Below are 24,380 nucleotides of genomic sequence, written 5' to 3' on the forward strand. Positions count from 1 at the left end.
CCCGGTGTACAGCCCCGCCCCGAGCTCGAGGCCGAACTAATCGAATTCGCGCGCGAGCGAATCGCCCATTTCAAAGTGCCGCGCAGCGTCGACTTCGTGGCCCGGCTGCCGAGAACCCCCACCGGCAAGCTCCAGAAGGCGAAGCTCAGGGCGAGTTACCTGGAGAGCCGGGGACCGGCGCTCGGGTCATAGCCCGAGTACCGCCCGCCCGGCGTCGGCCAGGATTTGACGCAACCGATCCTCGGGCAGGCCCGTGTTGTGAAACAGCGACGACTGGATCGCACCGATCGCGGCATGGACCATGGCACGCGCGTCGGCGTCGGACAGGTCGTCGCGCAACTCGTCGAGCAGGTGCACCCACTCCTCGATGTACATCCGCTGTTTGCGTCGCAATCGGCGGCTGTCCTCGTCGGGCAGATTGTTGATCTCGTTGTGGTAGACCTGTGCCAATTCACGGTCGCCCACCACGAACTCGACCTGACCGTCGATGAGCCGGTTCAGGGCCAGCCGGAGGTCTGCAACTGATTCCACGATGGTGTGCTCGTCCATGAGCAGGTTGTCGATCGCCTGTTCGAACAGTGACACCAGGACGGCCGATTTGCTGTCGAAATGGCGGTAGATCCCGGACCCGGTGATACCGGCCGCCTGGCCGATGTCGGACATGGAGACCGCGTGAAAACCTCTGCGAGCCACTAGATCGGCAGCCGCGACCAGGATGCGGTCCTTGCGCGCGGGGTCGCGGATCCGCGTCGGCGGCTCGACGTCGGGCGCTGCTTGCTCGCTGATGATGACCTCCCTGGCTCGCGACAAGTCCGACCAATGTTAGTCCTCATTGACTAATGATGAAATAGTCCGTATCCAGACCGTCCATCCTTGCCTCGAACTGCTCCGATGCGTCGGTACCGTGGAGTGAGTGATATTCCCACAGTCTCTTGTGATCGGCAGATAACCTAGAAGCCTGTTGCCGCCCCTGTCGCCCGCGATCGAGGCTCTCGAGAGCTCATATGTGGAGGTCGTGCCCTTCGGGCGAAATACTCGAAGGCTACTGGTCAACAGGGGATAACTATGTAAGGGCCCTCGTCGAGCTCCTCGGTGAGACAGGCGTCCTGAGCGCCACATCTGTGAGCGCCGGGGGCAAGTTTGCGGAACTGACGCAGAGTTAGTGAATTGCGGTTAACGTTCTCAGTACCCCTTAGCGATGACTGGAGTCGACACCGATGTCTGCCACCGAACTGCACGCCAACCTGATCCACCGAGTCAACGTCGGTGACAGCCTGACCCGCTCCGCGGACCGCCGGCCGAACGCCATCGCGGTCGTCGAGGGCGATGCTCGCTACACCTACGCCGCGCTCAACACGTGGGTGAACAGGGTCGCGAACGCGTTGCACGATCGCGGGTACCGGCGGGGGGATTCGCTCGCGCTCGCATCCGGCAACTGCGTCGAGTTTCTCGTCACCTACTACGCGTGCGCGAAACTCGGTGTGGTCTGTGTGCCGATCAATCTCGGCTGGCGCAGCCAGGAGACGGCCTACGTTCTGGAGCATTCCTCGTCGCGCGGAATTGTGGTGGAAAGTCAACTGCTGGAACAGATCTCCGATGCGCTGCTGCAGGTGCCGGCGGTTGCCGAGGTGATAGTCGCGCCCGGTATCGGTGCCGGGGAGTGGAATACCGTGCCGGGGCGTTCCCGGTTGACCTTCGCCGAATTGACCTCTGCCGGTAGCGTTGCCGAACCCGAGCACCTCGTGGGTGATCGTGATCCGATCACCTACCTGTACACCAGTGGGACCACGTCTTTTCCCAAAGGTGTGGTGGGCAACCACACGGCGATCTACCTGGAATCCATGAGTATGGCGCTGGAGTCCGGGTTCCGTGACGACGACCGATTCATCGCCATGTTGCCGATGTTCCACACCGCGCAACTCAACTGCCACTGCACCGCGGCGCTGATGGTCGGCGCCACGATCTACATCCGTCGCGGCTTCGACGCGGATGAGGTACTCGACCAGATCGAGCGCGAGGCCGTCACGCAGATCTTCGGTCTTCCGACGATGTACCGCGCGATGCTCGAACATCCGCAACTGAGGGAGCGGGATCTCAGCAGCCTGCGCCGGGCCTGTTATGCGATGGCACCGATGCCCAATGCTCAACTGGAACAATGTCTCACCGCCTTCGGTTGTGATTTCTACCTGCTGTTCGGCCAGACCGAGATGAGTCCGACCGCGACCATGTTCCGGCCCGAACACCAGTTGTCCCACGCGGGTGCGGTAGGTACGCCGGTGGTGAACATCCAGGTCGCGATCATGGATGCCGAGGGCGACCGGCTGCCTCGTGGCGCCGAGGGGGAGATCGTCTACCGCGGGCCGCACACCATGACCGAATACCTGAACAATCGTGCGGCCACCGAGGAGGCGTTCGCGCACGGATGGTTCCACTCCGGAGATATCGGGCACATCGACGGCGACGGCATCCTCTGGTTCAGCGATCGGCGCAAGGATGTGATCAAGACCGGTGGCGAGAACGTCGCGTCGATCGAAGTGGAGAAGGCCGTGTACGCGGCGGACCCGAACGTGGCCGAGGCGGTGGTCGTCGGCCTTCCTCATGATCGCTGGAATGAGGCGATCACCGCCGTCGTCGTCGCCAAGCAGGGTGCCCGCATCGACGAAACCGAGTTGAAGGCCGCCCTGCGACATCATGTGGACGCGTACAAGGTGCCGAAGGCGGTGATTGTTGTCGACGCCTTACCGAGGACATCCACGGGCAAGATCCAGAAGAACATCGTGCGCCAGCAGTTCAGCGACTACTACCGGCAATGAATTCTATCGGTGCATGCGCCGAAGCTGGCTGAATTATCGGACGAAGCACCGATCGTTCGTGAGGTGGACGCGGTCGTCAACCGCGGGACGAGAGCGATGGACGCCCCGGTCACGCAACGCATGGACGCGGCTGGTGACCGGCGCGAATCATCCTCCGGCACCACCGGATTTCCCAGGGGCGCGGTGCTGTACCACAAGGGAATCGTGAACGAGGCCACCTTCGTCTTCGAACGAGCCGGCAAGACAGAGCGGAGCAGGGGGCGGTTAAGGTGGTCAGGTTCGACGCGGCAGTCTGCACGGGTTGCGGTCGAACCGCAGTTGTCACTAGTCGGACCATCCGTTTTCGAGCGTCGAGGCCGCGGTCAAAGCGCGCTTTACGGGGTGGTCGAAGAAGTAGCGCACCCACCTCGACCATTCTCTCCAGTGCACCAAAGAAGTCCGCGTTCCAGGGAAGCGTAACCGCGTATTCGTTCATCGCTGCCTGCACCCGCTCACCGGACAACTCGGTCAGTGAGGTCCCCCCGCTTTCTCGGAGGGCTTCGACCGATTCGGGTAGCAATCGTAAACAGAACGCTGTCCCCGACCCGGTGGCATTGCTTCCCACGGTGACGCTGGAGGATTCGGCACGATGAACATGCGAATGGCAGCCGGGGCCTTGACGATCAGGTTGTGCCGCTATCTGTTTCGGACGAATCATCGGGTTCGCGGACACCCGCGGAACCCCACGCGGCGCGCAACGCCTCGGTCCGTTCCGGGCGGTCCAGACCCCGCAGATCCGCGATACCGTGCTCGGTCACGACGATATCCACATCGTGAGACGGTGTACTGACGGGACGGGAGAGTCGCTCGACCAGGGTTGATCGGCCGCGGTGCGTCGTGGTCACGGCGATGATGCTGAGCCCACGCACCGACCGCGCCGCCGCGGCCGCGTAGTCGTGGTGACCGCCGATACCGCCGACCACGGCACGTTCGGTGCCTTCGACGTTGATCTGCCCGTCCGTATCGATCTCCACCGCGGTGTTCACCGCGAACAGCGGCGACGCCGACAACCGGCCCGGATCGTGGGTGAACTCGATGGGATGCAACACATCTCGGCCCGACACCCACTCCCGCAACCGCGGTCCACCGGCCAGGTAGGTCGCCACCGGGGTGCCGATGAGAAGGTCTCGCTCGGCGAGGTCGACCACGGAGTCCGGCAGCAGCCCGGAGTCGATGCGCACCGGGACCTCGAGTTTCCGCAGCACCGTCGCACCGAGTGCTCCCGGGCCGATCTGCAATCGTGCCCCCTCGGGAATGAAGCGCACCAGATTCTCGACGAGGCGTTCGAGCTCCGGCGCCACCGGCTCGTCCGGCATGTTCAGGGGCGGGTGGTCGGTCTCCCCGACGACGGTCAGCCGCTCCGCGGGCAGAACGGGACCCGCCGCGCACACCGGGGCAGCCCGCGACACGAGCGCGGCAACCCGGGCGCCGGCGTCGATCGCGGCGCGCTGCCAGGAGACCTCGTTGGCGAACCGGTATCCGGACGGCGTGTGCACCACGGTGGCCATCAGCACGTCGGGACGCAGCGGCCCGTGCAGCAGCGCGGGAGTGCCCGACAGCCGCACCGGCAGGAAACGGATATGCCCCTGCGCGACCGCCGAGCGCAGCCCCCAGCCGGGCATGAAGGTTCGCACATCGGCGAAGGCCCTGGGGTCGAGATCGGGATCGGCGACGGGCATCCAGCCCAGCACCAGCCGCAGGCCCTCGGTGTTCTCGGCCACCGCGGTCAGCTGCTCGGACAGCTCCCGCGGCGCTCCGAACCCGTCACCGATCGCGATGGTGGTATCCGGGCGGATGAGCGATGTGAACGCCACGGTGTCGGTCGGCATCGGTCAGCCCTTCTGCACGGCGGGTTCGCGGGGGAGTCCCAGCACTCGTTCGGCGAGAATATTGCGCTGGATCTCACTGGTGCCACCCAGAATGGTCTGCGCCCGGGCGACGAGCATCCGGTGCACGATCGGATTGTCCGCGGGATCGTCGGTGATATCGAGTCCCAGGGCGTCGACGGCCAGATCCGCCAGATCGCGATGGGTTTCCGAGCTCATCACCTTCAGCACCGAGAAGGTCGGGGAGGTCAGCGAGGACTCGGCGTGTACCGCGCGCAGCCAGGTCGCGCGTAGCAGCCATATCCGGGTCCAGATCGAGACGATGTCCTCGCGCAGGCGCGGGGTGAGCCGGTCGCGCCGGGTCGCGGCGGCGACGATATCGTCCAGCGCGGCGAACATCGACACCGACTGCGTGCCCAGCGACAGCCGTTCGGTGCCCAGCGTCGCGGTCGCTACCGCCCAGCCCTGCCCGATCTCCCCGAGCCGATCCTGTGCCCGCAGTCGCACGCCGGTGAGGAACACCTCGTTGAATTTGCTCTCACCGTCCATCTGCTCGAGCGGGCGCACGGTGATTCCGGGCGCCGTCATGGGGACGATGAACGCGGTCAGGCCGTCGTATCGGCCGGGGCCCGTCCTGGCGATCAGCAGACCGTAATCGGCCGCCGCCGCGGCGCTGGTCCAGACCTTGTGTCCGTCGATCACCCACTCGTCGCCCTCGGCGACCGCGCGAGTGCGCAGTGAGGCCAGATCCGATCCGGCCTCCGGCTCGGAGAACAGCTGGCACCAGAGGTGTTCGCCGACCCGGATCGGCTCCAGGTGCCGCGCCCGCTGCTCATCGGTGCCGAACTCCATGATCACCGGCGCGGCCAGCGCCGGGCCGACCAGTCCGAGCTGGCGGGGCACCCCTGCGCGCGCGGTCTCCTCGGCGAAGACCGCCTGTTCCATGATGCTCGCGCCGCGGCCGCCGTATTCGACCGGCCACGGCAGGCAGGCATAGCCGCCATCGGCCAGCAGACGCTGCCATTGCCGTCCGGGGAGTACGTCGTCCACCGTCGGGGTCGGGCCGTAGTCCCGCAGGCCGGCGGGCCTGGGCACCGACTCCAGCCACGCCCGTAGCTGCTCGCGGAATTCGGTCGTGTCATCCGCCTGATCGGACGTGTTCCCGGACCCCTGTCGTGCGGTCGGCGTCCCTGCCATGCCGGCTCCCTCCTTGTCGCCCTGTTCGGTCGAATACGCCGGGGCTGCAATGGAATAGGTTGAATTGGATAGGTAATCGAGTTGAACAGCCGAACGTGGCGCGTCCGCCTACGCGGGCAACGTCTCCGTGCGCAGTGCCAGTCGCTCGCGGTGGTAGCGGGGTGTTCCGAAATGTGCCTCGCCGCTCTTGGCGCGCTTGTAGTACAGGTGCGCCGGATGCTCCCAGGTGAAGCCGATTCCGCCGTGAATCTGGATGTTGTCGCGTGCGCAGAGGCTGAACGTCTCCGAGCAGACGGTCTTGGCCAGTCCGGCCAGCAACTCCAGATCGGGGTCGTTCGCGGCCACCGCCTCGGCCGCGGAGCGCGCGGCCGAGCGCGCCGATTCCACGGCAACCAGCATGTCGGCGCATGTGTGTTTGATCGCCTGGAACGAACCGATGGGCCGATCGAACTGGTGGCGCGTCTTGGCGTAGCCGACCGCCATCTCGAGTACGCGCTCCGCGCCGCCGACTTGCTCACACGCCAAGGCGACAGCGGCGCGATCGAGTATCCGGCGCAGTACCGCCCGGCCCTGCTCCGGCCCGGCGAGCAATCGCGCCGGTGTGTCGGCGAAGTCGAGGGTGGCCTGTCTGCGGGTTCGATCGAGCGTCGGCACCGCGGTGCGGCGCAGTCCGAGGTCGGTGTCGACGATGAACAGTCCGACTCCCTCCGGCAGCCGGGCGGCGACCACGATCGCCTCGGCCGACGCGCCGTCGAGTACATGCCGTTCGCGGCCGCTGAGCAGGTAGTGCTCGCCTTCGCGGCGCGCCGCCAGTCGGATCGATTGCTCATCCCATCCGCCGGCGTCCTCGGCGATTGCCGCTGTCCCGACGAGCCGGCCCGCGGCGATCTGTGGCAGCCAGGTTCGGCAGGCGTCGTCGTCTCCGCTCTCCAGTAGCGCGGTGGCGAACAGGACCACACTGCTGAAGAACGGGCCGCACAGCAGTGCCCGGCCCATCTCCTCGAGTATCACGCTCAGTTCGAGGAAGCCGAACCCCGCGCCGCCGTACTCCTCCGGAATGGCGATGCCGTGCAGGCCCATCTGCTCGGCCATCAGTGTCGCGAGCTCCCGGTCGTACCCCTCGGCGGCATCCATCGTCGCGCGGACAGCCGACTCCGATGATCGCTCCTGCAGTAACTTTCGAACGGCGGCGGCCAGTTCCTGCTGTTCCGCACTGCGTACGCCGTACATGCCCACTCCTGCCTAATCAGCTATAATCGTTAGATAATTTATCAGTATGCGCGCGGATCTGCATGCATCCCCGAGTGGATGTGCCGGTTCGGGTTGCGATATCCGGTGACGGGTGCCCTTCGCGCTGGATCCACGTCGATGGCGGTGGCTGCAACCCTCGGGCTCACACCAGGCGGCGCCCGCCGTTCCGAAGCGGGCATAGAGGTAAATCATATAACTTATAAGGATCATTCGTGGAAGGTAGGTCGGGTGAGTAGCGGCGAGAAATTGGATCCGTGGGCGATCGCTCCGGTGCTGCATGGGCGGACATTCGAACAGATGCGGCCGGGAGACCGCTTCCGAACCGGGAGCAGGACCATCACCGAATCCGACCTGATCGCTTTCGTCACCCTCGCCGGGCTCAGTGAGCCGCTGTTTCTCGATGAGCGAGGTTCGGTCGAGGCCGGTTACTCCGGGCGCGTCGTTCCCGCGGCTCTGACCTTCGCCTATGCCGAGGGGCTGGTCCTGCAAACCGGGGTGCTGCACGGTACCGGCATGGCGTTCATGCGTTCGGATCTCGATATCAAGGGGCCGGTTTTCGTCGGTGACACCATCTCCGTCGTGGTCGAGGTGCTGGAATCGCGGCCGACGAGTTCGGGCGGCAGAGGTGTGGTGACGACCGAGAATTCGGTGGTCAACCGTGACGGCGTCGTCGTGCTGGAGTACCGGCCCGTGCGCTTGGTTCTCGGGCGCTGACACGACGCGGAGCGACCGTGGGGTTTCGGCCGAGGTGGCGGCCAGGTGTGGCGATTGACGTCACCTGAAAAGAATAGTTCTATTATATAGTTAATTTACCTGAAAAATGGAGGTCACAGGCGATGCGGCGTAGCATCTTCGAGCCGGAGCACGAGCAGTTCCGCGCAACCGCGAAAGCGTTCTTCGACACGGAGTGCGCTCCGCATGTGGAGGAGTGGGAAACCGCGGGGAAGGTAAGCCGGCAGGCTTGGAAGCGGGCCGGCGAGCTCGGGCTGATCGGCTGGGAGGCCCCCGAGGAGTTCGGCGGCCTCGGGCTGCGCGACTTCCGTTTCAATCAGATCGTGAGTGAGGAGATGTTCGCGACCGGCTCCGTCGGGATCGGCCTGGGCATCCAGAACGACATCATGGCGTCCTACCTCATCGGGCTGACCACCGATGAGCAGAAGAAGCGCTGGCTGCCGGGATATGTCCGGGGCGAGACGATCACGGCCATCGGAATGTCCGAACCGGCGGCGGGCTCCGATCTCGCCGGCATCAAGACCACCGCCCGCCGCGAGGGTGACCACTACGTCATCAACGGCCAGAAGACGTTCATCAGCAACGGCATTCTGGCCGATCTTGTGCTCGTGGCCGCCAAGACCGATCCGGCCGCCGGGCGTCGGGGCATCAGTCTGATCGTCGTGGAATCGGATACGCCCGGCTTCACCAGGGGCCGCAAGCTGGACAAGATCGGCCAGCGCGCGACCGACAGCGCCGAACTGTTCTTCGATGATGTGCGCGTGCCGGTCGAGAACCTGGTGGGTGAGGAGAACCGCGGCTTCTACCACCTGGTCGCCAACCTCCCCTATGAGCGGCTCGGTATCGCCACCTACGCGGTGCCGATGGCTCGGCGCGCCCTGGACTTGACCCTCGCGTACGCCACCGATCGCAAGGCGTTCGGGACCGCGATCGGCAAGTTCCAGGTGAACCGGCACTTCTTGGCCGAGATGAAGACCAAACTCGAAGTGGCGCAGACGTATCTGGACCAGTGCGTGCTGGCGGCGAACGCCGGTGAACTCACCGCCGAAGAGGCCGCCGGACTCAAGTGGTGGACCTCCGAAGTGCAATGGGAGATCCTGGATCGCTGCATGCAGTTGCACGGCGGTTACGGCTACATCAACGAATACGAGATCGCCCGGCTCTGGCGCGACTCCCGCGTGCAGCGCCTCTACGGCGGAACGACCGAAATCATGAAGGATCTCATCGGGCGCTCGATGGGGTTCTGAGGCAGCACCGGCCTCGAGCACGACAAGCGCGGGCACCGACCATAGGGTCGGTGCCCGCGCTTACTCATCCGGGCGGTCTGGCCGCTCAGGCTTTGGAATCGGTCTTGCTCAAGAATTTGTCGACGATCGCCTGATGTTCGGGGGTGTCGAAGGACTGGAATTCCTCCGCGAGTGCGTACTCGAGTATTCCGGTGATAGCGCGTTTGACGTGCAGGTTCAGCACGCGCTTGGTGGACTGGATGGCTTGTGGCGGCTGGGCGGCGAACTTGGCGGCCAAGGCGACCGACTGCTCCAGCAGTTCGGCGTCGGGCACCACGCGGTTGGCCAGACCGAGCGCGACGGCCTGCTGGGCGGGAATGCGCTCGCTGGTGAACAGGTACTCCTTGGCGCGCAACAGACCCATCAGCAGCGGCCAGGTGGGCGCGCCGCCGTCGGCCGCGGTGAGTCCGACACCCACGTGCGGATCGGCCATGTAGGCGCTTTCGGCGATCAGGACGACATCGCTGAGCACGGCGAGATTGCAGCCGAGCCCGACCGCCGGCCCGTTGACCGCGGCCACGATCGGCAGCGGGAAGTCGACCATTTCGGTAACCAGGGCCCGTGCCCCGTCGATCTCCGAGCGTCGCTTGTCGCGGTCCAGCCGCACCGCGCGCAGATGGTTGAAATCGCCACCCGCGCTGAACGCCCGCCCGGCCCCGGTCAGTACCACCGCGCGCGCCTCCGGATCGGCGGCGATGTGGCGCCAGACTCCGACGACGGCGTCATGCAACTGCTCGTTCGCCGCGTTCAGGGCCTCCGGCCGGTTGAGGGTCACGATACGTACGGCACCGCGCGCCTCGATCAGAAGTTCGGGTTCGAAAGGCGATCTCATAGGTCCTCCCAGGGTTCGGATGGGTGTGCGGTCGGCGGGTGCCGGGTGTCAGGCGTCGGCGCGGTCTTTCACCGAGAAGGTCAGTACCGGACCGGGATTCGAATCCGGGTCGGTCAACAGCTCCGCGACCCGCTCACCGATCTCGACATCGGTGAGCCAGTCCGGCTCGGCCTGCGCACGGGTGCTGCGGCCGTTGACCATGGCCGCGATCAGGAGTTCACGGATCTTCACTCCGGAGTCGCGGTTCTCCTTGGACCAGGCGCGCACCAGGTTGCGCTGGGCAGCCTGGACCATCGAGACCGGAGCCATCCCGGGGAAGACGGCATCGGCCATGCCTCCGCCGATGGCGAGATAGGTTGCTCCCGGCGACAGCCGCGGCAACAGCACCCGCGCGGCATTCACGTGCGGACGCAGGAGCTTGTCGAATACTTCGGTGACTGTGTTCCAGCCACATTCGGCGACGGGCGTCGGCTGCCACGGCCCGCTGACGGTGACCACGACGGCGGAGGCGGAGGCGAGGTCGGCCGCGTCCGCGAGTTCGGCGGCCGATGCTTCGCTGTGCAGGCTCCCGGGCACCGTGGAGAGCAGGGGATCGTTGTGCTGCACGGCGAGGTCGGCCAGTGTCGACTCCGTCCGCGCGGCCGCGACGGTCGTCCACCCGCGTTTCAGGCACGACGCGACGACACCGCGTCCGACGTCACCCGTCGCGCCGATCACCAGCACCCGCATCTGCCACCTCTCGTCGCAATCGTTTATTTAGTAGAATCATATATCTATATTTTGCCCTCTGTCCGCTGTCTTGACAAATAGTTAAATGATTTGACTGAATATGGTGACGGTTCTACGCTCGGGGATCTCGAAGTGCGTTTCGACGCCGAGCATCCAGTCGGAAGGTGAATGATGGAGATCTACCGTGGTATCGCGGACCTCGAGGCCGCGGTCGGCCGGGAATTGGGGCCCACGGAGTGGTTCACGATGGAGCAGGAGCGAATCGACCGCTTCGCCGATGACACCGAGGACCATCAGTGGATTCATGTGGACCCGGAGCGCGCGGCCGCCGGCCCGTTCGGGGCGACCCTGGCTCATGGGTTCCTCACGGTCTCGCTGGTGCCGTATTTCCTGAACCAGTTGCGCCGGATCGAAGGTGTACGCATGGGGGTCAACTACGGGCTGAACAAGGTTCGCTTCCCGGCGGCGGTTCGCGGTGGTGACCGCGTCCGGGCACGCGGTACTCTGATCGGCGCCGAGCGTGTCGGTGCGGACGGTGTGCAGCTCGTCACCCGGACCACTGTCGAGATCGAAGGCGGTGACAAGCCGGGCTGCGTGGCGGAACTTGTTGCCCGCTACTACTTTTGAGCCATCACGTTCCGATCGGTGCGCCCCGTGAACGGCGCGGCTGTCGCTGCCGATGGGCGTCGGAGTCGAGATCGAGTGGTCAGCGAGGTTCGGCCGGCCGCCGCACCTCGGTGCGCGGCCGTTCCACGAGCTCGACGACCACACCGTCGGGATCTGCCAGGAACAGGACGGTGAAACCGCCGGTCTGAACGTCGGGCATCGGAATGAACGACGGCTGCTGCAGGCCGGGGTGACCGCTCGCGGCCAGGGCTGCGTACGCGGCGCGGACATCGTCGACCGCGAGTGCTATCCGGTAGAGGCCCTGCGTATTCGCGGTCCGCTGCGGTGTCGCGCCCCCCGCCGGCGCCTGGTCGAGTTCCAGCGAGAACGTCGGGTCCGGAGGCAGGAACAGCGATATCCAGCCCTCACCCCGGGCGCGCGCGGCGAACCCGATCCGCGAGTACCACCGCAGGCTCGCGGACAGATCAGCGCAACTGAGCCGTTCGTGGGAGATGAGCGCCGACTGTGGGTCCGAGGGTGCATGTTCGATCTCGACGAGTTCGACGACAACCCCGTCGGGGTCCCGCAGTCGCACCGCGGGCCTATGGGCTCCGCGGACCATGCTGCCGCCGGCGACCTCCACCGGATCGTGACCGGACTCGGCGAGGTGCCCGCGAATCCGGGACAGCGATGGCACACGGTATCCGATAGCTGTCAGGCCCGGCGCCCCCGGAGGTGGGGTGGGTGCGACGGTCGCGGGTGTCTGCCACTCGACCAGTTCGAGGGCGGGCGCCGCCCGCGGACCGCGCCGATCGTAGAGAAACACCGTCTCGCTGTCGGTCCTCGACGGCATCCCCATGCATGTGGCATCCACCCCCTTTCCGGTCGAACGCATCCGGGGCGCGATCTCGAACAAGGTCGTGTAGTAGGCCTCGGCGCGCGCCTGATCAACGGTGTTGAGGTTGCAGTGCATCACAGCATGGGCGTGTTCGGGAGGTGGATTCACGGCAGGACTCTCCCCTTCGGAGATCGGGCCGCAACGGAGATCGCGGTCGCGGGATCGGCTCAACCTAACCAATTGTGACGGTTGCGTCAATATTGTCCGTTGATCAGGCGGAGACGCGCCACCATCCTACAGCTTTCACTGGGAAGGGTCGCCGAAAACTACTGTAAGAAGGGCTATTCAGTACTCCGACGACTTTTGTTGACGAAATAGTCAAATAGTCTGTTACAGTGACAGTCGAAGTTCGACCGTGGCCTCGTTCCCGCCCACAGGGAGCCGACCGGCACATCAGCATCGCGGGGCCCCGCCGTGGGGCACCGCTGGAACCAGGAGGGGTCATGCAGAACCCGTTCGCACCCGGCCGGGCGATCGTGGGTGGATTCGGATGACCGAGTCGGCCGGGATGGAGGTCTCCTACCTCGAGGCGCGCGATGACTGGGCCCGAGACCCGTCCGCCTATCGCCGGGCCCTGCGGCAATTCATCGCCACCGAGCCCGGACTGGATCGCTGGCGCGGGGGCGACTATCCGACCACCGAAGACCGGATGCGCGACAACGCCGCGCTGTCGAAGTTGCTCAGCGAGGGCGGATGGAATCGCTATGGATGGCCCGTGTCGGCCGGCGGCTTGGGCGGAGACGAGCGACATCGCGCGGTGATGTATGACGAGCTGAGCGCCGCGGGGCTGGCGGTGCCCGAGCAGAACAAGCTGCTCGAGACGCTCGGCCCGGCGGTGTTGCGGTTCGCTCCGGACTTGGCGGTGCAGTTCATGCCGTCTTATCTGGCCGGCGAGGAGTGGTGGGGCCAGGGCTTTTCCGAGCCGGAGGCGGGTAGCGACCTGGCTGGGCTGCGCTGCCGCGCCCGGCGTGCGGGCGAGACTTACGTGTTGTCCGGCCAGAAGATCTGGACCAGTCACGGCGCCACCGCGCGCCGGCTGATCTGCCTGGTCCGTACCGGCACGCTGGAGAGCAGGCACCGCGGACTCAGCATGATCATGGTCGATACCGACACCCCGGGCGTTACCATCCGGCCCATCGCGCTGGCCAGTGGTCACAACGAGCTTGCCGAGGTGTTCTTCGACGATGCCGTGGTTCCCGCGTCGCGCCTGCTCGGCCAGGAGGGGGAGGGCTGGGCGGTGGCGATGTATCTGCTGCAGTTCGAGCGGGCCATGTACGCCTGGCTCAGCGCCACGGTGGCCTCGCGCCGGCTGCGCGAACTGCGCGCGGCGCTGATCGGGCGACGGCTGCCCGACGGCGCTATCCGCCGATTCGGCGAATGTTATTCGGACATAGCCACTTTGAAGGCACGCAGTGCCGATACGGTGCGCCGGCTCGCCGCGGGCCGGACGGTGGGGCCCGAGGCGAGTATCGACAAAATCCTGCTGGCAACGGTGGAGACCGGACTGCACGACCTCGCCCGGGATGTGCTGCCGGGTGAATTCCTCTTCGGGGACGACCCTGCCGCACAGCAGTGGCGGGCCGAGTGGTGGTACAGCCGGGCCTCGACGATCATGGGCGGTTCCGCGGAGGTTCAACGCGGGATCATCGCCGATCGGGTCCTCGGCCTGCCCAAGGAGCGTGGCGCATGAGCGCGGCATCGAGCACGACCACGCGCTCAGCGACGGATACTTCCGAGGGAAGAGATATGGGCTTGGATGCCGAGACGCAGACCGTCATCGCCGAGTCGCTGCGAGAGCTGTTCGCGGCGCGGAATGGGCGAACGAGCCTGGCGCCGTTGCTCGCCGAGCTCGGCTGGGCAGAGGTACTCGCCGCGGATCCGCGCGCGGCGGTCGGATTGCTGTTCACCGAGCACGGTCGCGCGCTGGCCGGTTCCCGTGCGCTCGACGACGTCGTGCTCGCCGAACTGCCCGAAGTCCCCGGCGCCGATCTGCGCCGCGCCGTCGTCTATTGGTCCGGAACCATCGATCTGCCGCGGGACCACGACCTGATCGACGGAATCGTGCTGGGACCACTGGACGACGTCGACGAGGTTGTGATCCCGGTGGCCGGGGCGCAGGGGACACCAGCGCTGTTTATTGTGCCGGTGGCCGATATCCGCGCCTCGGCTGCCCCGCTGGTTGGTTTCGACCCGGCCGCCGGATGGACCGCGATCGGCGGGCTCGCGCTGGGGGATCTGGTTCCCACCCCGGCCGGCCGGAGCTGGGAACGGGCCGTCGCCGCCGGGCATCGAGCACTCTCGGCCGAGATACTCGGAATCTGTGATGCGACCATGGATCTGGTCAGCGCTCACACCACGACGCGCGTCCAATTCAACCGCCCGATCGGTTCGTTCCAGGCGGTGCGCCATCGGCTCGCCGAGGCAGCCGTCGCGATAGCTGGCGCACGCTCGGTCCTGGACGCCGCGTGGAACGCGGCCGCGGCACCCGGCGGCGGCGCGTGGGCGGCGAAGATCGCCAAGGTGCGAGCCGGCCGTGCTCAGGCCGAACTCATGCGCAACGCCGTTCAGGTATTCGGCGCCCTGGGCCTGACGCGGGAGGGCGATCTGCACCGGTACGTGACCAGGGCGGCCGCGCTCGACGCGTTGCTCGGCGGGCATCGGCTGCTCACCGAAGCCGTGGGAAATGCGGTACTCGACGGCACGGAGGACGACTCCGCCTTCGGCTTCTGAGCGGGAATTTCCGGTCGGTGCGTGGAATATGGGGCAGTACCTTCCAGCGGCCTATGGGCGCAACGCTTCGGCGAGGATCTGCGGAATGCGCAATGCGAAGATGGCATAGTAATAAGTGTAATTAGAGTACTCATTTACCTATAGAATTCATATCGTCCGGCCCGGTCGACCCACCGTGGACCATCTGTTCAAGGAGATCACATGACTTCCGTTGCGCGCCTTGCCGATCGCGTCGCGATCGTGACCGGCGCCGGTCAGGGCCTCGGCCGGGCGATAGCGCTGCGATACGCCGCCGAAGCGGCCCAGGTCGCCGTCGTCGACACCAACGAGGCCACGGCCGAGAAGGTGGCCGGGGAGATCGCCGGGGCCTACGCCTTCCTGGCGTCCGAGGACGCGAACTACATCACCGGACAGGTGCTTCCGGTGGACGGCGGACTGGTCATGGTGCGCTGATGGCCGCGGGTGTGCAGCGGCTCGAAGCCGCCGAACTGACCGGCGAAGAGCAACGACTGCGGGAGGAAGTCCGCGAATTCCTGGCCGAGCGTTTGCCGGCGGGAAGTTACGACATCGGGCTCGGAATCGCGGCCGATATCGATGCGGAATTCTCCCGCGACCTCGGCAAGCGCGGTTGGCTGGGAATGGCACTGCCTGAGGAGTACGGCGGTGGCGGCCGAACGGCGGTGGAGCGCCTGATCGTCGTCGAGGAATTGCTCGCGGTCGGGGCCCCGGTGGGCTGGCACTGGGTTGCCGACCGCCAATCGGGGCCGAATATCGCGGCCAACGGCACCCACGAACAGAAGGAGTACTTTCTCCCGCGAATTGCCAAGGGAGAGTTGTCGTTCGCGATCGGGATGAGCGAACCCGAATCGGGCTCGGATCTCGCGTCGGTGCGTACCAGGGCAGTCCGGGTCGACGACGGCTGGCTGATCAACGGAACCAAGATATGGACCTCCGGTGCGCTGGAGGCGACGCATATCCTAGGGCTCTTCCGCACATCCGACGAACGATACGGGGGCCTCACCCAGTTCATCGTGGATCGCCGGAGCGCGGGGCTGCGAGTATCGCCGATTCCGTTCATCGACGGAACCCGGCATTTCTGCGAAGTGTCGTTCACCGACGTCTTCGTGCCCGACACCATGCGGCTGGGAGACATCGGCGCGGGCTGGGGACAGAACAAGGCGGAGCTCGTCCTCGAACGCGGGGGAGTGGACCGGTGGATGTCGCTGATGCCGGTCCTCGAGCATTGGGCAGCGCATCCGAGCAGCGCGGATACGCGATGGGCCCAGAGCGATGTGGGGTCGATTGCCGCCCGGGCGTGGGCATTTCACGGTTTGTCGCTGTCGATAGCGAGGGCTGTGGACGAAGGCCGTTCGCCCACCGTCGAAGCGGCGCTGGCCAAGGAGATGGCGACCCGGTTCGAACAGGAATGCATCGAGATCGTCGCGCGTCATTTCGGCCGCACACCCGACTTGTCCTCGGCGGACCCCTACGAGTCGCTGCTCGCCCGGGCGATTCTCACCGGACCCTCGTGGACCATCCGCGGCGGCACGACCGAAATTCTGCGCAACATCATCGCGAAGGGGTTGATCCGGACATGAGTGAAGTCGTCCGGCGCGATCCGGATCTGGTCCGGCTCGTCACGGAATTCTTCTCGCAGACATTCACTCCGGATGTGGTGACAACGGTGGAGAACACGGGCTTCTCACCCGGTCTGTGGTCCTCGGTGGAACAACTCGGCCTGCCGCTGATCGGAATCGAGGAAGACCTCGGCGGTTCCGGCGGCTCGCTGCTGGATCTGCTGGCCGTCGGCCACGGGGCCGGAGAGTATGCGGTGCCGCTGCCGCTGGCCGAGACCAGCCTGGCCGCCTGGTTGCTCACCTGCGCCGGTGCCCCGGTGGAGCCCGGACCGATGACCGTGATCACGGATTCGACCCGCCTGCGTCTGGACGGAAATCGCCTGTCCGGCACCGCCGGGGACGTGGCGTGGGCTCGCGGTGCCACCCGCGTGGTCGCGATCGTCGAGGACGGTAGCGGGTCCTCGCGCGTCGTTTCGGTGAATGCGGCGGATCTCGACATCGAAGCGGGCACCGACCTGGCCGGTATGCCGAGGGATCGGATATCGGCCGCGCACGTCGAGGTACAGACCTGGGCCGGTGACGTCACCGCCGATGCCCTGCTGCTTCGTGGCGCGCTGCTGCGCTCGGCGCAGATGGCGGGCGCGATGACCGCGGCCTTCGATCTCACCAAACGATATGTCGAACAGCGGGTGCAGTTCGGCCGGCCGATCGGTGCGTTCCAGTCCGTCCAGACTCACATCGTGGAGCTGGCGCAGGCATCGGCATCGACCACGCTCTCGGTCGATCGGGCGGGAGTCGCGGCATTGCGTGGCCCGGCGTCGTTCGAGATCGTCGCCGCGAAATCGCTGGCCAACCGAAACGCGGGCCTCGCGGTCCGGGCCGCCCATCAGGCCCACGGCGCGATCGGGATGACGAGGGAGTACTCGTTGCAACTGCTCTCGCGCCGCCTGCAGGGTTGGCGCGGGGAATTCGGCGACGAAATGACGCTGAACATGCGGCTCGGCGCGGCCATGGCCCGGGAGCGCGGTATCGCCGCCGCGGTCACATCGGTCGGTTCGACGGTCGCCGTCTGAGCTGCGCTCGCTCCGTTCAACGCGACTTGACGTTTTATCACTCAGTGGAAGGAACATCGCGCATGACCCGATCAGTGCCCTTGGCAGAGGGGTTGTTCACTTGGCCTTCAGACGATCCCGCCCTGATCGGCGGGAAGGCCTCCGACGGCAGCATCGTCTTCCCCTATCGTGAGCACCGCCTCGTCGGTGGCCGCAGGGAGAAGCTCGAGCCGGTGGAGCTGCCCCGGCGGGGCACGCTGTGGACGTTCACCACACAGCGGTTCTGCCCGCCGATTCCGCCCTACGCGGGCGATGCCGAAGCCTTCGAACCATTCGCGGTCGGTTATGTCGAACTCCCCGGCGCGCTGCGGGTGGAAGCTCGGTTGACCGAGCCCGATCCGGAGAAGCTGCGAATCGGTCAGCCGATGAAGTTGCGGATCGTGCCCTTCGGCAAGAACAAGGAAGGTGCGCAGACGATGATGTTCGCCTTCGCTCCGGTCGACGAGGAGGAGGACAGCCGTGGCGAGCAGTGAGGTCGCGATCATCGGGGTGGGTCTGCACCCGTTCGGGCGCCATCAGGGCAAGTCCGCCCTGGAGATGGGCGAGGACGCCATCATCGACGCCCTCGCCGACGCCGGCGTGGCCTGGCCGGATATTCAGGCCCTCTACGCGGGCAGCATGGAGGTGAAGAACCCCGAGAACGTCGTCTCCCTGCTCGGTCCTACGGGCATCCCGACGCGCGCGGTGTTCACCGGATGCGCCACCGGCGGAACCTCACTGGCCATGGCGGCCAACGCGATCCGGGTCGGTGATCACGACCTGACGCTGGCGGTGGGGCTGGACAAGCATCCGCGCGGCGCCTTCTCCGACCACCCGTCGGTGGTCGGGCTCCCGGACTGGTACGGCGAGATCGGCCTGTTCCTGACCACCCACTTCTTCGGTATGAAGATCAACCGCTACATGCACGACCACGGGATCTCGCACGAGACGCTCGCCCGGGTGTCGGCGAAGGCGTTCCGCAATGGCGCGGCTAATCCGACCGCGTGGCGGCGCAAGCCGGTCACCGAGGCGGAAGTGCTGGCCTCGCAGGTGCTCAATTATCCGCTGCGCCAGTACATGTACTGCAATCCGGACGAAGGGGCGGCGGCCGCTGTCCTGTGCCGCGCGGACCAGGCTCACAAATACACCGATACGCCGATCTATCTGCGTGCCTCCCAGCTGTTCTCCCGCCGGGAGGGCTCGATCGAGGTGCTGACCCCGTCGCTGAACATCGAGACCGCGCCGAGCCCGACCGTCTTCGCGTCCCGGGCCGCCTACGAAGAGGCCGGCATCGGACCCGAGGATGTCGACGTCATCCAATTGCAGGACACCGACGCGGGCTCGGAGGTCATTCACATGGCCGAGAACGGTTTCTGCGCCGACGGCGATCAGGAGAAGCTGCTCGCCGAGGGGGCGACCGAGATCACCGGGCGGCTGCCGATCAACACCGACGGCGGACTGCTCGCCAATGGTGAACCGGTCGGCGCGTCCGGCCTGCGGCAGGTGTACGAACTGGTCAACCAGTTGCGCGGGCGGGCGACGGGTCGGCAGGTGGAGGGGGCGCGGGTCGGCTACGCGCAACTCTACGGTTCCCCGGGCACCGCCGCGGTCACGATTCTGTCGCGCTGACACGAAGGGGCTCAAGGATTTCGGAAAAGGAGCACCATGCCTTCGGAGCTGACCCTGGGTGACATCATCGGTGACAATGCGGTGCGGTTCCCGGATGTTCCCGCCTATATCGCCGACGGTGAAATCCGCACCCATTCCCAGTTGCTTCGTCGTGCGACGGAATTGGCCGCCGCCCTGGGCGAGCGCGGCCTGCGCCGCCAGGATCGCGTGGCGGTACTGAGCCGCAACGGCATTCGCTTCGGCGAGGTGCTAGCGATGGGTCAGCTCAGTGGCATAGTGGTCGCGACGGTGAACTATCGGCTGGCGGTGCCGGAGATGGGCTCGATCCTGCGCGACGCCGCGCCGCGGGTGCTGTTCTTCGAATCCGAATATCTGGCCGCCGTGGAGGAGCTTCGCCCGGGGCTGACCGGTGTCGATCTCTATGTATGCCTGGACGCTCCGGCTCCCGGCGCCGTGGAATACCGGGAATTGCTGGCCGCGGGCGCCGATCGTGAGTTGCCGTTCAGCGCGGTGGCGGCCGACACCGCCTGCCTGATCTACACCACCGGAACCACCGGACGTCCCAAGGGATGCATCCTGGGCCAGCGTGAGCTGCGGCGGATGGGTGCCGTGCTCAACGGCGAGATGCGCAGCGGGAGTAGCGATCGTGCGATGCTGGTGATGCCGATGCTGCATATCGGCGCGATCGCGATCGCGCTGGGTGTGCACGCACGCGGCGGCACTGCCGTACTGCACCGGCAGTTCGAGCCGGCCGCGATGCTGGCAACCGCGGCCGCGGACGGGATCACCATCCTGCACCTGGCGCCGACCATGTTGCAGACGTTGGTCGACGTGGCCGGCCCGGACAGTCCCGCACTGGCCGGGATCCGCACGGTGGTCTACTCCGCGGCCCCGGTCACCAGCACCATTCTGCGTGCGGCGATGGCGGCGATGCCGAATGCCGGATTCCTCAATCTGTACGGGCAGACCGAGGTGATCACCTCCGGCCTGCCGCGCGAGCTGCATCGCACCGCGACCGAGGACGACCGGCGGCGGCTGACCTCGGTCGGCCACCCCTTCCCCGACACCGAGGTCCGGATCGTCGACGGCGACGGCCGGGAGTGCCCGCCGGGACAGCCGGGAGAAATCGTGGTTCGCTCGGCCGTGATGTTCCGCGGCTACTGGAACAACGACCGTGCCACCGCCGAAACGATTCGCGATGGCTGGTGTCATACCGGTGATGTCGGGATGTTCGATACCGAGGGTCTGCTGTATCTGGTCGACCGGAAGAAGGATGTGATCATCTCCGGAGGCGAGAACGTCTACTCGGTGCAGGTCGAAGAGGTCGTCGCGAGCCATCCCGCGGTCGCGGAATGTGCGGTGATCGGCATCCCGGACCAGCGCTGGGGTGAATCCGTCTGTGCGGTGGTGGTCCCGGTCGAGGGAGCCACCGTCGATGCCGACGACCTGCGTGACCATGTCGCGGCGCGGATCGCCCGATACAAGGCGCCGCGCCGCACGATCGTGGTGGACGAGCTGCCGAAACTGCCGACCGGAAAGCTGGATAAGAAAGTGCTGCGGGCTCGTTACGCGGGTACCTGATCCGAACTTCCGATGTAGCGCAGCGCTTTTCGTCTACGGGGCAGGCCCCGGTAGGTTTCGGGGTCCGCCGCGGGAGTATCAGCACCGCTCGCGGTGTTCTCGTCCCGGCGCCGGATGGACCGGGAACGAGGCGTTGAATAAATAGTGAGATATTTTTACTATATTTCTAAACTGTGACGCCCGCCACGGGCTGGTGAAAGGACCCTCCGATGCCGGTCGACCCTGCTGCTGTTGTGAGTGACACCGATCCGATTGCGGCGGAGGGGTTCTGGGATCTGATCCGCGAGCGCGCGCAACGATCGGCGCACCTGCCGATGCTGGTCGACGAACACGGCACCACACTCACCTTCGGGGACTTCCGTGCGCGGGCCGAGCGGGTCGCGGCCGCACTGCAGGCGGAGGGAATCGGCCCGGGGACGCGCGTGGCCTGGCAGCTGCCGACGCGGATCAGCACGTTGCTGGTGATGGCCGCGCTGGCCCGGCTCGGGGCGGTGCAGGCGCCGATCATCCCGATCTATCGGGAACGCGAGACCGGTGCGGCGGTGGCCGCCGCCGAGGCCGACACGATGCTGATACCGGGAACGTGGCGCGGCACCGACTACCGCGCGATGGCCGAGGGGTTGCCGGGGACGCGTCGGGTACTGACCATTGGGACGTCCGCACCCGAGTCGGCGGATGTGGCGGCGCTCCCGCCTGAACCCGGTGTCTCGCAGGATATCCGGTGGGTCTACTTCACCTCGGGGTCGTCCGGTCTGCCCAAGGGGGTCTGTCACGGCGACAGCTCCCTGCTGGCCGCGGCGCGGGGATTCACCCAGCGCGGCGGACTCGGGCGCGAGCCCGGCGAAGTCGGCGGAATACCGTTCCCGGTGGCCCATGTCGGCGGTGTGGTCTATCTGATGTCGCTGCTGCTGGCCGGATTCCCCGCGGTCGTGGTCGAGGCGTTCGATCCGGCCACCACCTCGGAGCTGTTCCGCCGGCACCGCGTGACATTCACCGGCGGCAGCACGGTGTTCTACACCGCACTGCTCAACCAGCAGCGCACACTGCCCCCGGGTGAGCGGCTGTTGCCGAGCCTGCGTGTGCTCAAGGGTGGCGGAGCGCCGTGCCCGCCGAGTGTGTATCACGCGGTCCGCGCTGAATTGAACGCGACGGTCGCGCACGACTACGGCGCGACCGAGGTGCCGATGATCTGCGTCGCGTCCCCCGACGACACCGACGAGCAGTTGGCAAACACCGAAGGCCGCCCGATTCCGGGCCTTCGGCTGCGCGTCGTCGGCGCGGCCGGGGAGCTACCGCTGGGGCAGGACGGGGAAATTCAGGTCCAGGGCGCATCGGTATTTCGTGGCTATACCGATCCGGAGCTGACGGCCGCGGCGTTCACCGCCGACGGCTGGTTCCGCACCGGCGATCTGGGTCATCTGCGTTCGGACGGACATGTGGAGGTGACCGGCCGCCTGAAGGACATGATCATTCGCAAAGGTGAGAACATCGGACCCGTCGAGGTGGAGGCGCTGCTCGCCGAACATCCCGCCGTGGCCGAGGTGGCGGTGATCGGCTTGCCCGATGACGAACGCGGTGAGCTGGTGTGTGCGGTGATCGCCGTCCGTCCGGGTGCGGCAACGCCCACCCTCGACGAGGTCGCCGCGCACCTGCGGTGGGCGGGCCTCATGCCACAGAAGCTGCCCGAGCGCCTCGAGGTCCTGGCGGAGCTGCCCAAGGCCGGGCTGGGAAAGCTGGACAAGCAGTCGCTGCGGCGGACCTTTTCCGGAGCGTGATCGGATGCGCACGTCGGAGCCGGCCGGCGGGCGCACCGCGTTATTCCGGCGCGATCCGGATCAGCCCCTCCTGAACGACGGTCGCCGCCAGCTCGCCGCCGCGCCGGAAGATCGAGCCCCGGCACAGCGCACGGGCCGAACCGGCCCAGATGCCTTCCTGCTCGTACCACAGCCACTCGTCGGCAGGGCCGGGTGAGTGGAACCAGATGCTGTGGTTGATGGTGGCGAAGCGCAGATCGGGGTCGTGTACGGTCCGGCGATGCGGACCGAGCGAGGTCGACAGCAGTAGCGCGTCGGAGAGATAACCGAGTACAGCGGCATGGACCACGTCGTCGTCCGGCAGCGGCTGCGGGGGACGCACCCAGAACCTCTGGTACGGCGCCACAGCGGTGCCCTGGCCGGCGGAAACCCGGACCGGGGTGTCGGGGAAGCGGAATTCCAGCATCGTGGTCTGCTCGAGTGCCGACAGCCATGCCCGATCGGCACCCTCGCCCACGATCTGCGCGGCCGGTTCGACGTCTTCGGGATCGGGTGCGGACAGTGTCGTAAGTTGGTGTGCCAGACCGTTTTCGGGTTGCTGGAACGAGGCGGTGGCGGTGAAGATGATCCGGTCGTGCTGGGTGGCTGTGACAAGCCGGGTGGTCAGTGACGTCCCGTCGTGCAGGGGTTCGACCCGGTAGGTGACAGGAGAATTGCCGTATCCCGGGCGCAGGAATGTGGTCTGCAGGGCGTGTATCGGCCGGTCGTCGGTGACCGTCGCCCGGGCGGCGAGTATGGCCTGTCCTACGGTGACGCCGCCGAAGATGCGCGGTGCCGCGGTGGGCCGGGCAGGGCCGAGGAATTCGGATCCGCCGATCCGGTGGATGCTCAGAACGTCGGCCAGGGAGACCGGATCGACAGTCCGCGTCGCCGTACTCATCGCTGGAACCTCTTCTCTCGGTGGCAAGTCCGCGCGGATACCTACCAATCCGTCATTTATCGCCGAACTATCTAACTATATCGCCCGAGTCGCTGTGCGGGTGCTACCGAGTCGCGCCCGGATTCCTCCTAGCAACCCGTGGGTCTTCTCGCTCGCCCCGCTGCCGGGCGGGGGGCGATGGCAGGTGTCCGAGATGGAACAATGGCAACCGATACTGTCCTCGTAGGGAGGAGATGCGATGTCGGCGCCCGCCAGGATGGGCCGTCCGGTGAATGCGGACGGGGAACAGACTCGCCTCCGGATCATGACCGCGGCGATGGACCACATCGCCGAGGTCGGCTACGCCAAGGCGACGATGAAGTCGATCGCCGAGCAGGCGGGGCTCACCAGTGCGGCGATCTATCACTACTTCCCCTCCAAGGTGGAGTTGGTCACCGCGACGCTGAACGTGCGGATCGACGAGGTGATGGCTCGACTGGCGCACGCGGTCGACTTCCCGGGCACGCTGCGCGAACATTTCGTCGCTCTGCTGGACGAGGCGATCGCGTGTGTCCGCGACTATCCGTCGGTGACCCGCTTCGATGCCACCGTCTACCTCGAATCCGCGCGCTACCCGGATCTGGGTGCCGCGGTTACGCGGCGCCAGCGCGCCGAGGAGGCGCTCTACTCGCGGCTGGTGGATGAGGCGGTGCGCGCCGGCGAGGTGGCGCCCGGTATCGATGCGCGGTCGGTGGTGGACATGCTGACCTCGCTGACCTGGGGGCTTGCTCATCTGTCGGCCACCGCGACCGCCGACCGGCACCGGGCGGCAGTCCGTGCGACCGAAGCGTTGCTGGCCGGAACTTTATTGATTGAACGCAATCATTAAA

22 protein-coding genes and 1 pseudogene are annotated in these 24,380 nt (G+C 66.5%); 15 read left to right on the top strand and 8 right to left on the bottom strand.

Annotated features, from left to right (window positions below; all coding sequences use genetic code 11):
* Positions 1–192 (top strand): annotated as a pseudogene (locus A5780_RS20870) (acyl-CoA synthetase); the annotation flags it as partial.
* Here the strand turns inward: A5780_RS20870 and A5780_RS20875 are convergent.
* Positions 187–786, bottom strand: a complete 600-nt coding sequence (locus A5780_RS20875) for a TetR/AcrR family transcriptional regulator (protein ID WP_064909378.1) — start codon at positions 784–786, stop codon at positions 187–189. The pseudogene A5780_RS20870 and the gene A5780_RS20875 sit on opposite strands and share 6 nt — an antisense overlap.
* A 431-nt stretch (positions 787–1,217) precedes the next feature.
* Here A5780_RS20875 and A5780_RS20880 point away from each other — a divergent pair, with 431 nt between their 5' ends.
* On the top strand, positions 1,218–2,813 hold the full coding sequence (locus tag A5780_RS20880) for a long-chain-fatty-acid--CoA ligase (RefSeq protein ID WP_064909357.1): 1,596 nt from the start codon (positions 1,218–1,220) through the stop codon (positions 2,811–2,813).
* A gap of 662 nt (positions 2,814–3,475) precedes the next feature.
* Here the strand turns inward: A5780_RS20880 and A5780_RS20885 are convergent.
* From A5780_RS20885 to A5780_RS20895, 3 genes are all read right to left on the bottom strand, one after another.
* Positions 3,476–4,681, bottom strand: coding sequence for an acetyl-CoA hydrolase/transferase C-terminal domain-containing protein (locus A5780_RS20885; RefSeq protein WP_064909358.1), 1,206 nt, complete (start codon positions 4,679–4,681; stop codon positions 3,476–3,478).
* Between the two features lie 3 nt (positions 4,682–4,684).
* Positions 4,685–5,875: an acyl-CoA dehydrogenase family protein gene (locus tag A5780_RS20890; protein ID WP_064909359.1), complete on the bottom strand. Its 1,191-nt coding sequence runs from the start codon at positions 5,873–5,875 to the stop codon at positions 4,685–4,687.
* Between the two features lie 108 nt (positions 5,876–5,983).
* Positions 5,984–7,105, bottom strand: a complete 1,122-nt coding sequence (locus A5780_RS20895) for an acyl-CoA dehydrogenase family protein (protein ID WP_064909360.1) — start codon at positions 7,103–7,105, stop codon at positions 5,984–5,986.
* A gap of 249 nt (positions 7,106–7,354) precedes the next feature.
* Here A5780_RS20895 and A5780_RS20900 point away from each other — a divergent pair, with 249 nt between their 5' ends.
* Together A5780_RS20900 and A5780_RS20905 are read left to right on the top strand one after the other, a co-directional pair.
* The gene (locus A5780_RS20900) at positions 7,355–7,840 is read left to right on the top strand and encodes a MaoC family dehydratase N-terminal domain-containing protein (RefSeq protein WP_064909361.1); all 486 of its coding nucleotides are present in this window, start codon (positions 7,355–7,357) and stop codon (positions 7,838–7,840) included.
* Between the two features lie 122 nt (positions 7,841–7,962).
* Positions 7,963–9,105 carry an acyl-CoA dehydrogenase family protein gene (locus A5780_RS20905; RefSeq protein WP_064909362.1) on the top strand — a complete coding sequence of 381 codons (1,143 nt, stop codon included), beginning with the start codon at positions 7,963–7,965 and terminating at the stop codon, positions 9,103–9,105.
* A gap of 85 nt (positions 9,106–9,190) precedes the next feature.
* Here A5780_RS20905 and A5780_RS20910 read toward each other — a convergent pair whose 3' ends face one another.
* Positions 9,191–9,976: an enoyl-CoA hydratase/isomerase family protein gene (locus A5780_RS20910; protein ID WP_063009776.1), complete on the bottom strand. Its 786-nt coding sequence runs from the start codon at positions 9,974–9,976 to the stop codon at positions 9,191–9,193.
* Between the two features lie 48 nt (positions 9,977–10,024).
* Positions 10,025–10,705 carry an NmrA family NAD(P)-binding protein gene (locus tag A5780_RS20915; RefSeq protein ID WP_064909363.1) on the bottom strand — a complete coding sequence of 227 codons (681 nt, stop codon included), beginning with the start codon at positions 10,703–10,705 and terminating at the stop codon, positions 10,025–10,027.
* Positions 10,706–10,876: 171 nt separating this feature from the next.
* On the opposite strand from A5780_RS20915, the gene A5780_RS20920 reads away from it, so the two are divergent.
* Positions 10,877–11,332, top strand: coding sequence for a MaoC family dehydratase (locus tag A5780_RS20920; RefSeq protein ID WP_156769587.1), 456 nt, complete (start codon positions 10,877–10,879; stop codon positions 11,330–11,332).
* A gap of 79 nt (positions 11,333–11,411) precedes the next feature.
* Here A5780_RS20920 and A5780_RS20925 read toward each other — a convergent pair whose 3' ends face one another.
* On the bottom strand, positions 11,412–12,317 hold the full coding sequence (locus tag A5780_RS20925) for a VOC family protein (RefSeq protein ID WP_156769588.1): 906 nt from the start codon (positions 12,315–12,317) through the stop codon (positions 11,412–11,414).
* A 382-nt stretch (positions 12,318–12,699) separates the two neighbouring features.
* On the opposite strand from A5780_RS20925, the gene A5780_RS42840 reads away from it, so the two are divergent.
* The 9 genes from A5780_RS42840 (at position 12,700) to A5780_RS20970 (ending at position 22,592) form a co-directional block, all read left to right on the top strand.
* Entirely contained in the window at positions 12,700–13,899 is a 1,200-nt protein-coding gene (locus tag A5780_RS42840) for an acyl-CoA dehydrogenase family protein (protein ID WP_082856640.1), read from the top strand.
* The gene (locus A5780_RS20935; RefSeq protein WP_197521820.1) at positions 13,896–14,939 is read left to right on the top strand and encodes an acyl-CoA dehydrogenase family protein; all 1,044 of its coding nucleotides are present in this window, start codon (positions 13,896–13,898) and stop codon (positions 14,937–14,939) included. Before A5780_RS42840 ends, A5780_RS20935 begins: the two co-directional genes overlap by 4 nt.
* A gap of 201 nt (positions 14,940–15,140) precedes the next feature.
* The gene (locus A5780_RS42585) at positions 15,141–15,392 is read left to right on the top strand and encodes an SDR family oxidoreductase (RefSeq protein ID WP_064909367.1); all 252 of its coding nucleotides are present in this window, start codon (positions 15,141–15,143) and stop codon (positions 15,390–15,392) included.
* Positions 15,392–16,537 (top strand): acyl-CoA dehydrogenase family protein, encoded by a 1,146-nt coding sequence (locus tag A5780_RS20945; RefSeq protein WP_064909368.1) that lies wholly within the window; start codon positions 15,392–15,394, stop codon positions 16,535–16,537. Before A5780_RS42585 ends, A5780_RS20945 begins: the two co-directional genes overlap by 1 nt.
* Entirely contained in the window at positions 16,534–17,589 is a 1,056-nt protein-coding gene (locus tag A5780_RS20950; RefSeq protein WP_064909369.1) for an acyl-CoA dehydrogenase family protein, read from the top strand. The genes A5780_RS20945 and A5780_RS20950 overlap by 4 nt, the downstream gene beginning before the upstream one ends.
* A gap of 62 nt (positions 17,590–17,651) precedes the next feature.
* Complete coding sequence (locus A5780_RS20955; protein WP_064909370.1) at positions 17,652–18,101, top strand: Zn-ribbon domain-containing OB-fold protein; 450 nt, start codon at positions 17,652–17,654, stop codon at positions 18,099–18,101.
* The gene (locus tag A5780_RS20960) at positions 18,088–19,236 is read left to right on the top strand and encodes a thiolase family protein (protein ID WP_064909371.1); all 1,149 of its coding nucleotides are present in this window, start codon (positions 18,088–18,090) and stop codon (positions 19,234–19,236) included. The genes A5780_RS20955 and A5780_RS20960 overlap by 14 nt, the downstream gene beginning before the upstream one ends.
* A 36-nt stretch (positions 19,237–19,272) precedes the next feature.
* On the top strand, positions 19,273–20,817 hold the full coding sequence (locus A5780_RS20965) for an AMP-binding protein (protein WP_064909372.1): 1,545 nt from the start codon (positions 19,273–19,275) through the stop codon (positions 20,815–20,817).
* A gap of 233 nt (positions 20,818–21,050) precedes the next feature.
* Positions 21,051–22,592, top strand: a complete 1,542-nt coding sequence (locus A5780_RS20970; protein ID WP_231983034.1) for a class I adenylate-forming enzyme family protein — start codon at positions 21,051–21,053, stop codon at positions 22,590–22,592.
* A 40-nt stretch (positions 22,593–22,632) separates the two neighbouring features.
* Here A5780_RS20970 and A5780_RS20975 read toward each other — a convergent pair whose 3' ends face one another.
* Positions 22,633–23,511, bottom strand: coding sequence for an acyl-CoA thioesterase II (locus tag A5780_RS20975; RefSeq protein WP_064909374.1), 879 nt, complete (start codon positions 23,509–23,511; stop codon positions 22,633–22,635).
* 238 nt (positions 23,512–23,749) lie between these two features.
* Here A5780_RS20975 and A5780_RS20980 point away from each other — a divergent pair, with 238 nt between their 5' ends.
* Positions 23,750–24,379 (top strand): TetR/AcrR family transcriptional regulator, encoded by a 630-nt coding sequence (locus tag A5780_RS20980; RefSeq protein WP_064909375.1) that lies wholly within the window; start codon positions 23,750–23,752, stop codon positions 24,377–24,379.
* Position 24,380: the final 1 nt, after the last annotated feature.

This window comes from Nocardia sp. 852002-20019_SCH5090214, assembly GCF_001665865.1.
GTDB lineage: Bacteria > Actinomycetota > Actinomycetes > Mycobacteriales > Mycobacteriaceae > Nocardia > Nocardia nova.

Excerpts from the sequence above, each read along its gene's own strand:
- A5780_RS20955 (WP_064909370.1), top strand. The coding sequence starts at position 17,652 with ATGACCCGATCAGTGCCCTTGGCAGAGGGGTTGTTCACTTGGCCTTCA.
- A5780_RS20880 (WP_064909357.1), top strand. The coding sequence starts at position 1,218 with ATGTCTGCCACCGAACTGCACGCCAACCTGATCCACCGAGTCAACGTC.
- A5780_RS20950 (WP_064909369.1), top strand. The coding sequence starts at position 16,534 with ATGAGTGAAGTCGTCCGGCGCGATCCGGATCTGGTCCGGCTCGTCACG.
- A5780_RS42585 (WP_064909367.1), top strand. The coding sequence starts at position 15,141 with ATGACTTCCGTTGCGCGCCTTGCCGATCGCGTCGCGATCGTGACCGGC.
- A5780_RS20895 (WP_064909360.1), bottom strand. The coding sequence starts at position 7,105 with ATGTACGGCGTACGCAGTGCGGAACAGCAGGAACTGGCCGCCGCCGTT.
- A5780_RS20920 (WP_156769587.1), top strand. The coding sequence starts at position 10,877 with ATGGAGATCTACCGTGGTATCGCGGACCTCGAGGCCGCGGTCGGCCGG.
- A5780_RS20975 (WP_064909374.1), bottom strand. The coding sequence starts at position 23,511 with ATGAGTACGGCGACGCGGACTGTCGATCCGGTCTCCCTGGCCGACGTT.
- A5780_RS20890 (WP_064909359.1), bottom strand. The coding sequence starts at position 5,875 with ATGGCAGGGACGCCGACCGCACGACAGGGGTCCGGGAACACGTCCGAT.
- A5780_RS20935 (WP_197521820.1), top strand. The coding sequence starts at position 13,896 with ATGAGCGCGGCATCGAGCACGACCACGCGCTCAGCGACGGATACTTCC.
- A5780_RS20885 (WP_064909358.1), bottom strand. The coding sequence starts at position 4,681 with ATGCCGACCGACACCGTGGCGTTCACATCGCTCATCCGCCCGGATACC.
- A5780_RS20905 (WP_064909362.1), top strand. The coding sequence starts at position 7,963 with ATGCGGCGTAGCATCTTCGAGCCGGAGCACGAGCAGTTCCGCGCAACC.
- A5780_RS20980 (WP_064909375.1), top strand. The coding sequence starts at position 23,750 with ATGTCGGCGCCCGCCAGGATGGGCCGTCCGGTGAATGCGGACGGGGAA.
- A5780_RS20945 (WP_064909368.1), top strand. The coding sequence starts at position 15,392 with ATGGCCGCGGGTGTGCAGCGGCTCGAAGCCGCCGAACTGACCGGCGAA.
- A5780_RS20965 (WP_064909372.1), top strand. The coding sequence starts at position 19,273 with ATGCCTTCGGAGCTGACCCTGGGTGACATCATCGGTGACAATGCGGTG.
- A5780_RS20915 (WP_064909363.1), bottom strand. The coding sequence starts at position 10,705 with ATGCGGGTGCTGGTGATCGGCGCGACGGGTGACGTCGGACGCGGTGTC.
- A5780_RS42840 (WP_082856640.1), top strand. The coding sequence starts at position 12,700 with ATGACCGAGTCGGCCGGGATGGAGGTCTCCTACCTCGAGGCGCGCGAT.
- A5780_RS20910 (WP_063009776.1), bottom strand. The coding sequence starts at position 9,976 with ATGAGATCGCCTTTCGAACCCGAACTTCTGATCGAGGCGCGCGGTGCC.